Source organism: Acinetobacter sp., assembly GCF_041919735.1.
Classification (GTDB): domain Bacteria; phylum Pseudomonadota; class Gammaproteobacteria; order Pseudomonadales; family Moraxellaceae; genus Acinetobacter.
In genome coordinates this window covers 87,543-100,799 of the sequence record NZ_JAYRTF010000005.1, presented here as the reverse complement: position 1 = coordinate 100,799, position 13,257 = coordinate 87,543, and the positions used below count along the sequence as shown (strand labels likewise).

Below are 13,257 nucleotides of genomic sequence, written 5' to 3'. Positions count from 1 at the left end.
CGAAAAAGTATCGAACTTGAAAAAACCGTCATAACAATGACGGTTTTTTTACGTGCGGACACAAAAAAACTGTGAGAAAGTGAAAACATAAAAGGCATTCAAAACAGCAAAGTGCTAACATTTTGGCAGTTTTAAAAACAGACCAAAAAATGGGGCAGAAATGTTAATACAGCGTGGTGGATTGAAGGTTGTTGCCGGTTTAGGTATCTCTGGTGTTTCCGCAGTGAATTTCTTACATGACCATGGCTACCGCGTTGCAGTGACCGATTCACGTGAAGTTCCGCCCGGTCATGATCAAATTCCAAGTGAAGTCCAAACCCGTTTTGGCAAGCTTGATCAGGATTTATTGCTCCAAGCTGAAGAAATTATTATTAGCCCGGGACTCGACCCAAAACTACCTGAAATTCAGGCAGCGCTTGCAGCCAATATTCCGGTGGTGTCTGAAATTCAAATTTTACGCCGTGCAACCGACAAGCCAATTGTGGCGATTACCGGTTCGAATGCGAAAAGCACCGTCACTACACTGTTTGGCCTAATGGCCGCAGATGCCGGCAAAAAAGTTGCGGTTGGCGGTAATTTAGGTCGTCCGGCCTTAGATTTAACCAAAGATGATCCTGAGCTTTATGTGTTAGAGCTTTCAAGTTTTCAATTGGAAACCACATCGAACTTGGCGGCTGAAGTGGCGGTGGTGTTAAACATGAGTGAAGACCATTTGGACCGCCATGGCGACATGATGGGCTACCACACCGCCAAACACCGTATTTTCCAAGCTGTGAAAAAAGTGGTCTTTAACCGTGATGATTCATTGACCCGTCCATTGGTACCCGATAGCACGCCAATGCAAAGCTTTGGCTTAAATGCGCCAGATATGAATCAATTTGGTATTTTGCGTGATACCGATGGCACCATTTGGTTGGCACGTGGCCGTGAACGGTTACTGAAAAGTGCAGACATGTACATGCAAGGCACCCATAACGTGGCCAATGCTTTGGCCTGTTTGGCTTTGGGTGAAGCGATTGGCTTGCCACTTGCAGGCATGTTGGAAACTCTCAAAACCTTTAAAGGTCTAGAGCATCGCTGTGAGTTTGTTAAAGAACTGCATGGCGTCCGTTATTATAACGATTCCAAAGGCACCAATATTGGCGCGACACTGGCGGCAATTGATGGCTTGGGCGCTGCGATTGAAGCCAAAGGCGGCAAAGTGGCGATTATCTTGGGCGGACAAGGCAAAGGGCAGGACTTTACTGCGCTGCGTGACTCATTGGCGAAATATGCAAAAGTGGCTGTATTGATTGGTGAAGACCGTCCAATTATTGAAACAGCGATTGCCGGCACTACTGAATTGGTGCATGCCGAATCGCTGCAGGAGGCCATTGAAATTTGCCGGCAGCATGCGCAGGCCAATGATGTGGTCTTGCTGTCGCCTGCATGCGCAAGTTTTGATATGTTTAAAGGTTACAGCGAACGCGGTCATCAATTTGTTGATTGCGTCAATTCACTGGCATAAAAGAATGATAAGGAAGCTTGTATGGCTGGCTTAGCTCAGACGACCATCAGTAAAATAAATGAAGTCTATGAACGGTGGGCGCCGCGTCTGCCTGCCGAAGTGAATATGCGCAATGTGCTGATTTTTTGCGTACTGGCTTTGCTGTGCATCGGCTCGATTATGGTGGCATCGGCCTCCATGCCGTATGCAGACCGCCTGCATGAAAATGCGTTTCACTATTTAACACGCCACGGCATTTCAATTATTGTGGCCTGCACGGCGGCCTACTTTGTCTATAAGGTGCCGATGAATGTCTGGTTTAACAACACATTCCCTTTGTGGCTGCTGACCATTGGCCTGCTGGCGGCGGTGCTGGTGGTCGGAACGGAAGTCAACGGCTCAACGCGCTGGATCCGGGTTGCGGGCTTTACCCTGCAGGCTTCGGAAATTGCCAAAGTCATGATGGCGATTTTTACTGCCGATTATGTGGTGCGCAGGGCGGAAGAGGTGAGAACCAGTGTTTCCGGCCTTATGCGCTTGGGCGCAGTGATGATCATTACGGTCGGCCTGATTTTGGCGGAACCCGACTTAGGGGCAACCGCGGTCATCGTCCTGATGATTCTGGGCGTATTCTTTTTGGCCGGTGCACCCGCAATTCAGTTCATTGCTTTTATGGCCTTCATTATTGCAGGCCTGGCGGTAGCAATCGTGTTTGAGCCTTACCGCTTGCAGCGCGCGCTGTCCTTTACCAATCCCTGGGCAGACCCATTAGGCACAGGCTATCAGCTGTCGAATGCCTTAATGGCCTTTGGCCGCGGGGAATGGTTTGGCGTAGGCTTGGGCCACAGCATTCAGAAAATGTCGTATCTGCCGGAAGCGCATACTGACTTCATGCTGGCGATTTTGGGCGAAGAATTCGGCTTTTTCGGCATTACCACGGTATTGGTGCTGTCATTCACCATGGTGGTGTGCTGCATTAAAATTGGCCATCGCGCGCTGAAAAATCAGTACTTGCGCGCAGGCTATCTGGCTTATGGCATCAGCATTATTTTTCTGCTGCAGATTCTGGTGAATGCCGGCATGAATATGGGCATGCTGCCGACCAAAGGCTTAACGCTGCCTTTCATCAGCTATGGCGGCTCATCCCTGATTATCTGTGCTGTCATGGTGAGCCTGGTGCTGAAAATTGAGTCGACCACCAATCAGACCAACCCGAGCAAGGAAGAATCCAGCTTCTAAATTGCTTTAAAAACATAAGTATATAAAACCTGTTGATTGTAAGATATCAGCAGGTTTTTTTATGATTCATATTGGCCGCTGATGCAGATGAAAAAGGGGAAGTTCCTGCTCTTGAAGGAGCTGGCAGGAATAAATTATCAATTATTGCTGTTCTTGGCCCTTGGCAGCCTGATTCCGCTGCTTTATTCAACATTCCGGATTTACTGGATTGGCCAGATGGAAGACGGCGCTGCGTTCAATATTGCGGCGCAAGTCACCTGGATGTCTTTGCTGTATGAAGTGCTGAATGAAGCCCTGTTATTGCCGTTGGCGTTTATTTTAGGCCAGGTGTTCAGGATAAAGAGTTGTGGCGGCAGCGGATAGCCGCCACCCTAAGCCTATTTTTTGCCGTTTATGCGGCAGTCACGCTATTGTTTTTCATCTATGTGCCAGACGCTGTCCACTTTATGCAGCAAAGCCCGCAGCTATATGTGCAAACGGTTCAATATATCCGTTTAGAAGCTGTTGCGATTCTATTCTCCAGCCTGTTTAGTTATTTCCAGCTGATTCTGATTTTAAAAAATCATCATAAATTTCTCTATTTGCTGCTGATCTTGCAAAGCGTGCTGATTTTGATTTTGGACAGCGTTTTGGTGAGTTCTTTCAGCTTTTCTTTACAGCTGGGCTTGTTTGGGGTGGCTTTGTGCAATATTGCGGTGAGTTTGATCTTGGCCTGCATTTCATGCGCAGCGCTTTATGCTCAAGGGATACGTTTGAGCCAGATCCGCTTGAAGGGCCATGCCTGGATCAAAGATTATTATCAAAAAGCTGCAATTTCCGGCATAGAGTCGGGAATCCGAAACATCGTTTTTGCGCTGATTGTTTTAAAAATGATCAATATGGCTGAGCGCTCGGGTGATTTCTGGTTAATGAATCAGTTTATTTGGGGCTGGTTATTGCTGCCGGTTTTCGCCATTGCACAGCTTGTTAAGCAAGATGCGGCGGTTCATCAGGCTTTGAATCCACTCAGAATAAAAGCATATTTAGTATTGATGACTGGGGTCATTTTACTTTGGTTTTGTACCATGCCATGGTGGGAAACCTTTATTCGTCAGGTGATGGGGATTGAGCATGCTCAGCAAATTACACACTGGGTGATCGGGATGATCGGCTGCTATATGCTTTTTGCATGGAATAGCGTATTTGATCAGTACTTTTATGGTATTGGGCGTATCGATTTGATTTTGTATCAGACGATTGCAGTCAATGGATTATTTTACGGTACGGTTTATCTCTTATATGGAATGAATCTGATTACGGTGAGCTTGCCCAATATCTTGCTTATTTTTGGGCTGAGTTTGGTCTTGGACAGTTTTGTGACCTTTATGCAGTATCTTAGGCTGCGGCATCCGCAAGGTAAATCAGCCGCAGAACATGCAGCGGTCAAGCCGTTATAAAAATATTCCTTTGAGTGCGGTACCTTTTGGAATCCGTTCAATATCCCATTGTGCAATCGCTTGCTGCAGCATGATGCGTGGCGCATCCAGATCGACAGGCGCTTGATGCAGGGCCTGCAGTGCTTGCTGCAGCAGCTGAGGCGCTTGGGTTAAATCAAGCGCCTGCGCCATGTTCTGCTTAGACAGCTTTTGCCCCTGCTCATTCATGGCCAGCGGCAGGTGCATATATTCAAGTTTTGGATAGCCGAGCAGCCGGCCTAACCAAATCTGGCGTTCTGTGTTGTCGAGTAGGTCTGCGCCGCGCACAACATGGGTCATGCCTTGCAGATAATCATCCACCACCACAGCCAATTGGTAGTTGATAATGCCGTCACGGCGTTTCAGCACAAAATCGCCTAAATCCTGTAAAAGATTGGAACAGTGTGTACCTTGCAGGCGGTCAGTAAAGCAAATTTCCTGAGCATCCACTTTGACCCGAATCGCTTGATCTTGCAGCGCCAAGCCTAAATCACGGCAAGTGCCTTGATAGATATGATTGGAACCGAGCATTTTGCGGGTGCATTGGCAGGCATAGACCCAGCCTTGCTGATGCAGCTGTTCAATGACGGCTTCATACAGATCGAGCCGGTCTTTTTGGAAAATGATGCCCGCGTCGGGATCAAACTGAAAGGCGTCGATGCAGCGCAGAATATGCGCTTCGCTGCCGGGATAAATGCGGGGAATATCAGTGTCTTCAATGCGCACCAGCCACTTGCCCTGATGGGCGCGGGCGTCGCAATAGCTGGCGACAGCGGTAATTAAAGAGCCAAAATGCAAAGGGCCGGTGGGCGATGGCGCAAACCGGCCCACATAAGCCATCCTGCTGTCCCCCTCCTTTGGCAAAGGAGAGGTTAGGGAAGGATTATTGAATAACATCATTAACCGTTATTTTGCTTCTCTTTGATTTCTGCAAGGGTTTTGCAGTCAATGCATAAAGTCGCAGTCGGGCGCGCTTCTAAGCGGCGCAGGCCAATTTCAATGCCGCAAGTTTCACAGAAACCGTAATCATCGTTTTTGATGGCTTCGATTGACTGTTCAATTTTACGGATCAGCTTGCGTTCGCGGTCACGTGTGCGCAGTTCAATCGCAAATTCTTCCTCTTGCGTTGCACGGTCATTCACGTCAGGAAGCGCTGTGTTTTCATCTTGCATGGTGTTTAAAGTACGGTCGACTTCAGACATCAGCTCAGCTTTCCATGCCAATAAAATACGGCGGAAGTGCTCAAGCTGGCCTTCAGACATATATTCTTCATTTTTTTTCGGCTGATAAGGCTCAATACCAAATAAGCTAGCTGTAGAACCGCTTTCAGAAGCCTTTGGCTTGGTTTTGCGGACGCGTTTCACAGCAGTATCAGCCTGTTCGTCCAAGACTTGATTTTGGTTGTCATTCGCCATATAGGGCATTCCTCATCATATGCATATATCTATACGCAAAAAATATGGTGATATGCAAGTTTTTTATCGACCCTTGCAGAAGATTCTTCCAGCAGGGGCCGTCATCATATAGACTTTTTTTCGATTTTGATAGTCTTAGATGTTTGGTGCTTGACTATCGCTTTTCCATCAGAGGCATTAAATTAATGGAAAAAAAAGCAAATGAAAAGTTAATAACCTGAAATTTCACCATTAATTTGAGGCTGATCGATTTTTACACGGATTACCTCCGTGGAAAACTCTCCATTGTCGTTCAAATGCAGCACCCGGTAGCCCGGATAGGACGCATCCAGCGCAAAAGACTCGCTGAGCGGCTTAAATTGCACGCTGGTGGACGGCGTCGATAAAAACTGCACGCCATGCAGGTCGTTGCGGGAGGCTTGATGCACATGGCCATATAAAACCGCTTTGACGTTGCGGTGCTTGGAGATCACGGCCAGCAGGTCATCGGCATTTTTCAGCTTATGCTGGTCGATCCATGAAGACTGCATGGCGAAAGGGTGGTGGTGGCAGGCAATGATGACGTGCTGCTGTGCCTGTTCACTCAGCAATTGATCCAGCTGGCTCAGCTGCTCCTGCGAGACCCAGCCGTCGACTTTGCCTTTTACCGCGCTGTTGAGCAGAATCAGGCGCCAATTGCCGAAGCTCAGCATATGCGCGCGGTCCTGCTGGCGGTAAAAAGGGAAAATGGCGGTATCGTCGTGATTGCCGGGAATCTGGAAATGCGGCAGATCCAGCGCCTGCATAAAGTGCAGATAGCGGCTATAGGTTTCCGGCACGGGCACTTGCGCTACATCGCCGGTATGAATAATGGCGTCAATTTCAGGCGTATGCTGCATCATGTGCCGGATGACATCATGAAAGCTTTTTTCAGGATTCATCGAGGCAAATTCAAGATTGTCCTGATCCATCAAGTGGGTATCGGAAATCTGGACAATGGTCCAGTCCGATGCACTTGCTTTAAGATTTGATAAAGGCATGTCCTTCCCCTTAGACATTCTTTATAGTATGAATTTTCTGCTGCAGCCATTGCAAGGCCATAATGACAGGTGCATTTTTTAGCCGACCGCCGGCAAGCAGTTCCGGCAGGCTGGCATAGTCAAAAAGATGCAGCAGAATATTTTCGCCTTCATCCGGCATGCCGAAAATGCCGCCGTGTTCCGGCAGGTCCGCTTCCGCCGCATATAAATGAAAAAATTCCGAACAGGCGCCGGCAGAGGGGTAAAAGCTGAATAGATGCTGCATCTCTTTCAGCTCGCAGCCGGACTCCTCAAGGCTTTCACGGCGGATGCAGCTTTCAGGCGATTCATCGCCATCCAGAACGCCGGCAATGATTTCCAGCTGCCAAGGGGATTCTGCATCATCAATGGCGCCAATGCGGAACTGTTCAATCAGGGCGAATTTGGCCTGCTTCGGGTCATAAATCAGCACGCCTGCGGCTTCCGGCCGATGAATCAGCTCCCGATGGATGATGGGGGTGTATTGGGCCTGCCCGAACAGCCGATGGCGCAGGCTGACTTTTTCAACTTGAATAAAGCCTTTAAATTGATAATCACGTCCTTCAATCGCGAAATCATTGTTGTTATATGACGCTTGTTTAATAATATTCATACGCTTATAAAGTGAAAAGGATGAAAACTGCTGTTTTCATCCTAACTGAGATTTATACGAACACCAATTTTTTTTTAATCAAGTTACACTTTGTGGTACAACTTTTGACCATGTGCCTGATAGGTGTTTTTCATATTTTGCATGCCGGCCTCAATCTCAGCGCGGTCTGCTGCGTTTAAGTTCTCATTTTGCTGATTTTGCGCATATTCCCGGACATTTTGGGTGATTTTCATCGAACAGAACTTTGGTCCGCACATGGAGCAGAAGTGCGCCGATTTATGCGCTTCTTTGGGCATGGTTTCATCATGCATTGAGCGCGCCGTGTCCGGATCCAGGCTGAGATTGAACTGGTCTTCCCAGCGGAATTCAAAACGCGCTTTGGATAGGGCATTATCCCGCGCCTGCGCTCCCGGGTGGCCTTTGGCGAGGTCAGCGGCATGCGCGGCAATTTTGTAAGTGATAATGCCGTCTTTGACATCTTTCTTATTCGGCAGGCCCAAGTGCTCTTTTGGCGTGACATAGCACAGCATGGCTGTGCCGTACCAGCCGATCATGGCCGCGCCAATCGCGGAAGTAATATGGTCATAGCCCGGCGCAATGTCCGTGGTCAGCGGGCCGAGGGTATAAAAGGGCGCTTCGCTGCACACTTCCAGCTGCAGATCCATATTTTCTTTAATCATATGCATCGGTACATGGCCAGGGCCTTCAATCATCACTTGCACATCATGCTGCCAGGCGCGGTGGGTCAGTTCGCCCAAGGTGCGCAGCTCGGAAAATTGCGCTTCATCGTTGGCATCCTGTATGCAGCCCGGACGCAGGCCATCGCCTAAGCTGAATGATACATCATAGGCTTTCATAATTTCGCAGATGTCATCAAAATGGGTATACAGAAAGTTTTCTTCATGATGGGCCAGGCACCACTGCGCCATGATGGAGCCGCCGCGGGAGACAATGCCGGTCAGGCGGCCGGCGGTCATCGGCACATAGCGCAGCAAGACGCCGGCATGGATGGTGAAATAGTCTACGCCCTGTTCCGCCTGCTCAATCAGGGTATCTTTAAAAATCTCCCAGGTCAGATCTTCGGCTACGCCATTGACCTTTTCCAGAGCCTGATAAATCGGCACTGTGCCAATTGGAACCGGCGAGTTGCGGATAATCCATTCGCGGGTTTCATGAATATTCTGCCCCGTCGACAGATCCATAATGGTATCGGCGCCCCAGCGCGTCGCCCATGTCATTTTCGCCACTTCTTCATCAATGGATGAACCCAGCGCTGAGTTGCCGATATTGGCATTGATTTTCACTAAAAAGTTGCGTCCGATGATCATCGGTTCGCATTCAGGGTGATTGATATTGGCCGGAATAATAGCGCGGCCCTCAGCAACTTCTTTGCGCACAAATTCCGGGGTGATTTCCATCAGGTTGCGCGCGCCGAAGTTTTGTCCGGCATGCTGGCGCATATCGGCGCCTTCATGCTGGCGCTGATTTTCACGGATGGCGATGTATTCCATTTCCGGAGTAATGATGCCTTGTTTGGCATAATGCATCTGCGTGACATTTTTGCCGCTTTGAGCGCGGCGCGGCTTTTGAATATGCGCAAAGCGGATGCCTGCCGTGCGGATATCCTTCAGGCGCTGCTGTCCAAATTCAGAACTCAGCTGGTCTAAGCGTTCAGTGTCTGCGCGTTCGGCAATCCACGTTTCGCGGATATTCGGCAGGCCTTGATTCAAATCAATGGCCGCATTGGGATCGGTATAGGCGCCTGAGGTGTCATACACCATCAGCGGCAGATTGGTTTCGCCGCCCAAGCCTGTCGGCGTGTCGGTCAGCGCGATTTCGCGCATCGACACCTGAATATCGGAACGGGAGCCCTGGATATAGACTTTGCGCGAAGCGGGCAAAATGCGGGTCAGATCTTTGGCATCTTGTTCATGCTGGTCTTGCTGAGGGCGGGATGGGTCTTCTTGGGCAGAAGAAAGATTCGTTAACTGGTTCATTGCAATGATCCTTATGAATGACATCAACGAATCAAGCACGGCCAAAAACGGGAGCGGGATTGAGCTTATTTCAAAAGGTCCTGATTTCACCCTCAGCAGCGCTGCTGCAGCCGGCGGTGAGTTCAATTCCAATGCATTTCTGCTGAATAATTCAATGCAAAGCGTTCAGTTTTCAGATGGCTTGATTCCTACGCAGGTCTTAACCTGATCAGGTTCAACGGTACTCACCATCAAAAACATCAAATGCTTTTTAGTGATCTCAGCGGGTGATTACCCGCGCTCCGTCAAGCGATGCGTCCATATTAACGGAGTCTGCGCATAAAGAACAGCCAGCAATTGCAGCAGAAAAGGGAGAGCGGCCAAGACTGTTCCGCAGATGATGGCAAATGCCTGAATTGAAAACCTTGGCGTCAGCGTTCAAGGCAGATGGCGTCTGAAAAACAGTCTTTTTTGTAATGCGGTACAGGGTTGCGCAAGTTGAGATACAGCTCGAGCTGCTGCCATGCGCTTAGCCCGGTTTTAGCGCCAGCGGCCTGAAGGCGCTGCCCGCTGTCCATCTCTAAAAACTGCAGGAATTTTTTGGCCTGCAAAGCCAGTTCAGAATGGTTCAGCCGGGAGATTTTTTTGATTTCTTCCAGCGAGCTGACGTGCACATCCTGAGGGTCTGCATAGTTGCTGGAGACAGGTGATTTTTTTAAACCTTTGAATAAAAACAGTTTATATTCATAGAGCAGGTGCTGCGCATCTTTCCGGTAGCTGCTTTTCGGATATTTATGAATGTACTCTTCCCAGACCAGCGCGCGGCGTGAAATTTCAAAAGGCTCAATCAGCAAAGCTTGATTGGCAAAAGCCGGCTCAACATTCTGCAAGGCTAAATTTTCAATAAAGACCCGTTCCGCCTCCGGCATGTAAGGCGCGAAAATTTTGGCCAGATAGTCCGGATCGCGCTGGTAATGGATGGCGGAAGAAGCTGAATCCGCCAATTGCACATAAGCTTGGCCCTGATGCTTCAGCAGGTACTGATCGCGGATATGCAGCTGCTCGAAATGGCTTTGGTGAATGGTCGGATGCTGCGCCATATCAAAGGCATATTGTTCAAAAGCCAGCTGCTGCGCTGCTGTGCGGTCTACATGCAGAAAGTTTTGATACATTTCATTGGAGCGCGAAAGCAGCTGCTGCTGTTGGCTTAAGGTCTGCAAAGGCAGGCAGATTTTTAAATCGTGATTGATCTGTTCCAAAGCGAAGGTCGTGCGCTGGCTATTGATATCCAGCATGTTTTTTTCCAGTTTTTGGCACAGCAACGTCAAATCTACCGCATCGTTCTGCACATGCGATGATTCCAGCTGTTCTTTCACAGGCTGGGGTTCAGGCTGCTGCTGGCAGCTTGCAAGCAAGAATAAGCAGAAACTCGCAAAGCTGAGCTTTGCCGCGCTAAGAAATGGTTTCGACACAGAGACTCGATGAAAAAATGGAAAACTGTATTTGCCTGATGGAATGCTGATATTTTATAGCTGAAATTGCATCATACTGTGTAGTATTGTGAAGTTGTTTGTTACCGCATGGTGAGCAATTCCCGCTCTGATGAAAAAATGCGGCGGAGTAGGTATAAATGCATAAAAAATTAATAAAAAATATACGGGAAATTGCATCAATCATTTGAGGATTTACATACAATTGGTGGTCAGTGCCATGCTTGACTGGGGTGGCTGTGATGGATTTACGATAACAAATGAAGAAAAAAGCTTTATTCGGCGCCTGTTTTTTGTCTGCAAGTTCCCAGCTGTTTGCATTGGATCTGGTGGACGCCTATAGCCGCGCTCAGCAGGCAGATCCCAATTGGCAAGCCAATCAATTGCAATATGAAGCCGATCAGCTGAATTTAGGCATTGCCAATAGCAATCTTTTGCCGACCATCACGGTTTCCGGAAATATCACCCGTAAAAATCAAGATGCCAATAACAATGCGGCCGCTTACGGGCTGGAGATGCCGGGCAGCACCACGGCGAAGCAAATAGCCCTGACGGCCCGCCAGCCGCTGTTCCGCTGGGATGCGTGGGAAGGCCTGAAGCAAGTCAAAACCTCTATTGAGCTGAGTGAAATCAACCTGCGCCTGCAGCAGCAGGATCATATTCTGCAAGTGGCGGATGCTTATTTTAATGTGCTGCGCCAGCAGGCGCTGACCGTGGCCAATTTGCAGGAAGAGCAGGCGCTGTCTGAACAGCTGAAAATGATGAATGCCAAGCTGAAGGAAGGACTGATTGCGAAAAGCGATGTCAGCGAAGCCAATGCGCAGTATCAGAATGCGCGCGCCAACCGTATGTCGACGCATGTGCAGCTGATTTTGGCGCAGGAACAGCTGCAGCAGCTGATCGGGCCATACCGTGACAATTTGGCGGTGCTGCGGGATGATTTTCAATTTCAGAAACCTGTGCCGGACAATCTTCAGGACTGGGAAAATTTAGCCATGAGCCAAAACTTGGGCATCTTGCAGGCTAAAACCCAGCGCCGCTATGCAGAAGACGCAAAGCGTGTGGAAAAAGCCGCACTTTATCCACAGATTGAAGCTGTCGGCACTTATGGCTACAGCAAGCAAAGCCCGGAATCCATCCTGTCGCAGGACGGCAAGTTTGATCAGGTGGGGCTGGAGATGAGCTGGAATGCCTACAATGGCGGCCGTACGCAAAAATCCATTCGGCAGGCGGCCCTTCAAGTGAAGAAAAGCGAAGCGCTGGTCGATGCTGCAGTACGCAAGGCGTCAACCGATGTAAAAAAAGCCTATATGCAAGTTGAAACCGATCAAGCCAAACTGGAGGCGCGCAAAGCGGCCATGGATTCCTCCGCTATAGTGTCCAAAGCATCCGCGGCGCAGTATCAGGAAGGGCTGAAAACCATGGTGGATGTGCTGCTGGCGCAGCGCAATGCGTTTTCCGCCAAGCAGGATTACTTGAATGCCAAATATGATTATCTACTGCATGTGCTGCAGCTGAAAGCATCGGTGGGCCGCTTGAGCGCTGATGATCTGGCGGAAATGAATGCGTGGCTGGCAACACCTGCCCATCAGCCTGCGGCAAATCCAGCGGCTGCAAAGAAATAAGCGCCGTCATCAAACTTTAACAATGTTTATGCTTTAATATCAGCTTAAATTTTTATCTCAATTCAGTTGCTGTGGAGTGCCTTCCTTGCCAAATAATCCTGTGTTGAATCACCATATTTCTTCTCAATTTAATGAAGAATTACAGGATGTGAACACCAAATTCATGACCATGGGCGGTTTGGTCGAACAGCAAGTGGCGAATGCGATTCACGCGCTGCTGGATACTGATGCGGCCATGGCCATTGATGTGCAGTTTCAGGACAATACGGTCAACCGTTATGAAACTGAAATTGATGAAGCGCTGACGCTGATTCTGGCGCGCCGCCATCCTGCCGCGATTGACCTGCGCATGGTGATCGCCATGTCGAAAGCCAATACCGATCTGGAACGCATTGGCGATGAAGCCTCAAAAATCGCCCGCATTGCGCAAAGCTTATGTGAAGAGGGCGGTTCACCGCGCGGCTATATGGAAACCCGGCACATCGGCAACCAAGTGCGGGTCATGATTCATGATGCCTTGGATGCTTTTGCGCGTTTAGATGTGGATCAGGCGCTGAAAGTGCTGCTGGCGGATGCGGATATTGACCGTGAATACCAGTCTGCAACCCGCACCCTGATGACTTATATGATTGAAGATCCGCGGCATATCTCCCGCGTGATCAATGTGCTGTGGGTGCTGCGTTCACTGGAGCGCATCGGTGACCATGCGCGCAATATCTCTGAGCAGGTGATCTATATGGTCAAAGGCTTTGATGTGCGCCATACCAGCGTAGAAGAAATTGAGCAGAAAGTGCAGCGCTGATACTGACGCCCTTTGCGAGACAGCAAAGCTCATCGGATGATGGGCTTTTTTTTGTCTTTTCATTTATTTAGGCCGAACTTGCAGCGCTTGAACTGATCTTTGTCCGGATACTTCTTTATC

General features: G+C 49.1%; 13 protein-coding genes and 1 riboswitch. Of the genes, 7 read left to right on the top strand and 6 right to left on the bottom strand.

All coding sequences use genetic code 11. The features are described 5' to 3' along the window. Nucleotides 1-160: 160 nt before the first annotated feature. The 4 genes from murD to ACE3T3_RS04465 all read left to right on the top strand — a co-directional run bounded on the left by murD (nucleotide 161) and on the right by ACE3T3_RS04465 (nucleotide 4,161). Complete coding sequence (gene murD, locus ACE3T3_RS04480) at nucleotides 161-1,507, top strand: UDP-N-acetylmuramoyl-L-alanine--D-glutamate ligase (protein ID WP_374664472.1); 1,347 nt, start codon at nucleotides 161-163, stop codon at nucleotides 1,505-1,507. A 21-nt stretch (nucleotides 1,508-1,528) separates the two neighbouring features. Next, the gene (gene ftsW, locus ACE3T3_RS04475) at nucleotides 1,529-2,725 is read left to right on the top strand and encodes a putative lipid II flippase FtsW (protein ID WP_374664470.1); all 1,197 of its coding nucleotides are present in this window, start codon (nucleotides 1,529-1,531) and stop codon (nucleotides 2,723-2,725) included. A gap of 87 nt (nucleotides 2,726-2,812) precedes the next feature. Further along, a complete protein-coding gene (locus ACE3T3_RS04470) occupies nucleotides 2,813-3,088 on the top strand; it encodes a hypothetical protein (protein WP_374664468.1) in 276 nt (91 codons plus the stop codon). Further along, a complete protein-coding gene (locus tag ACE3T3_RS04465; RefSeq protein ID WP_374664466.1) occupies nucleotides 3,070-4,161 on the top strand; it encodes an MATE family Na+-driven efflux transporter in 1,092 nt (363 codons plus the stop codon). Before ACE3T3_RS04470 ends, ACE3T3_RS04465 begins: the two co-directional genes overlap by 19 nt. On the opposite strand, the gene gluQRS is transcribed toward ACE3T3_RS04465, so the two are convergent. The 5 genes from gluQRS to thiC all read right to left on the bottom strand — a co-directional run bounded on the left by gluQRS (nucleotide 4,156) and on the right by thiC (nucleotide 9,241). Beyond that, nucleotides 4,156-5,076, bottom strand: a complete 921-nt coding sequence (gene gluQRS, locus ACE3T3_RS04460) for a tRNA glutamyl-Q(34) synthetase GluQRS (protein WP_374664569.1) — start codon at nucleotides 5,074-5,076, stop codon at nucleotides 4,156-4,158. The two genes, ACE3T3_RS04465 and gluQRS, sit on opposite strands and share 6 nt — an antisense overlap. A gap of 2 nt (nucleotides 5,077-5,078) precedes the next feature. Continuing rightward, nucleotides 5,079-5,594: an RNA polymerase-binding protein DksA gene (gene dksA / locus ACE3T3_RS04455; RefSeq protein WP_374664464.1), complete on the bottom strand. Its 516-nt coding sequence runs from the start codon at nucleotides 5,592-5,594 to the stop codon at nucleotides 5,079-5,081. 209 nt (nucleotides 5,595-5,803) lie between these two features. Beyond that, entirely contained in the window at nucleotides 5,804-6,613 is an 810-nt protein-coding gene (gene cpdA / locus ACE3T3_RS04450; protein ID WP_374664462.1) for a 3',5'-cyclic-AMP phosphodiesterase, read from the bottom strand. A 10-nt stretch (nucleotides 6,614-6,623) separates the two neighbouring features. Beyond that, complete coding sequence (locus tag ACE3T3_RS04445; protein WP_374664460.1) at nucleotides 6,624-7,244, bottom strand: NUDIX domain-containing protein; 621 nt, start codon at nucleotides 7,242-7,244, stop codon at nucleotides 6,624-6,626. Nucleotides 7,245-7,327: 83 nt separating this feature from the next. Then, a complete protein-coding gene (thiC, locus tag ACE3T3_RS04440; protein ID WP_374664458.1) occupies nucleotides 7,328-9,241 on the bottom strand; it encodes a phosphomethylpyrimidine synthase ThiC in 1,914 nt (637 codons plus the stop codon). Nucleotides 9,242-9,254: 13 nt separating this feature from the next. Here thiC and ACE3T3_RS04435 point away from each other — a divergent pair, with 13 nt between their 5' ends. Next, a complete protein-coding gene (locus ACE3T3_RS04435; protein ID WP_374664456.1) occupies nucleotides 9,255-9,449 on the top strand; it encodes a hypothetical protein in 195 nt (64 codons plus the stop codon). After that, a riboswitch (TPP riboswitch) is annotated at nucleotides 9,410-9,535 on the bottom strand. It overlaps the preceding gene by 40 nt. A gap of 116 nt (nucleotides 9,536-9,651) precedes the next feature. Here ACE3T3_RS04435 and ACE3T3_RS04430 read toward each other — a convergent pair. Further along, nucleotides 9,652-10,692, bottom strand: a complete 1,041-nt coding sequence (locus ACE3T3_RS04430; protein ID WP_374664454.1) for a hypothetical protein — start codon at nucleotides 10,690-10,692, stop codon at nucleotides 9,652-9,654. A 278-nt stretch (nucleotides 10,693-10,970) separates the two neighbouring features. Here ACE3T3_RS04430 and ACE3T3_RS04425 point away from each other — a divergent pair, with 278 nt between their 5' ends. Then, nucleotides 10,971-12,335 carry a TolC family outer membrane protein gene (locus ACE3T3_RS04425; RefSeq protein ID WP_374664452.1) on the top strand — a complete coding sequence of 455 codons (1,365 nt, stop codon included), beginning with the start codon at nucleotides 10,971-10,973 and terminating at the stop codon, nucleotides 12,333-12,335. Between the two features lie 85 nt (nucleotides 12,336-12,420). Beyond that, a complete protein-coding gene (gene phoU, locus ACE3T3_RS04420; protein ID WP_374664450.1) occupies nucleotides 12,421-13,137 on the top strand; it encodes a phosphate signaling complex protein PhoU in 717 nt (238 codons plus the stop codon). Nucleotides 13,138-13,257: the final 120 nt, after the last annotated feature.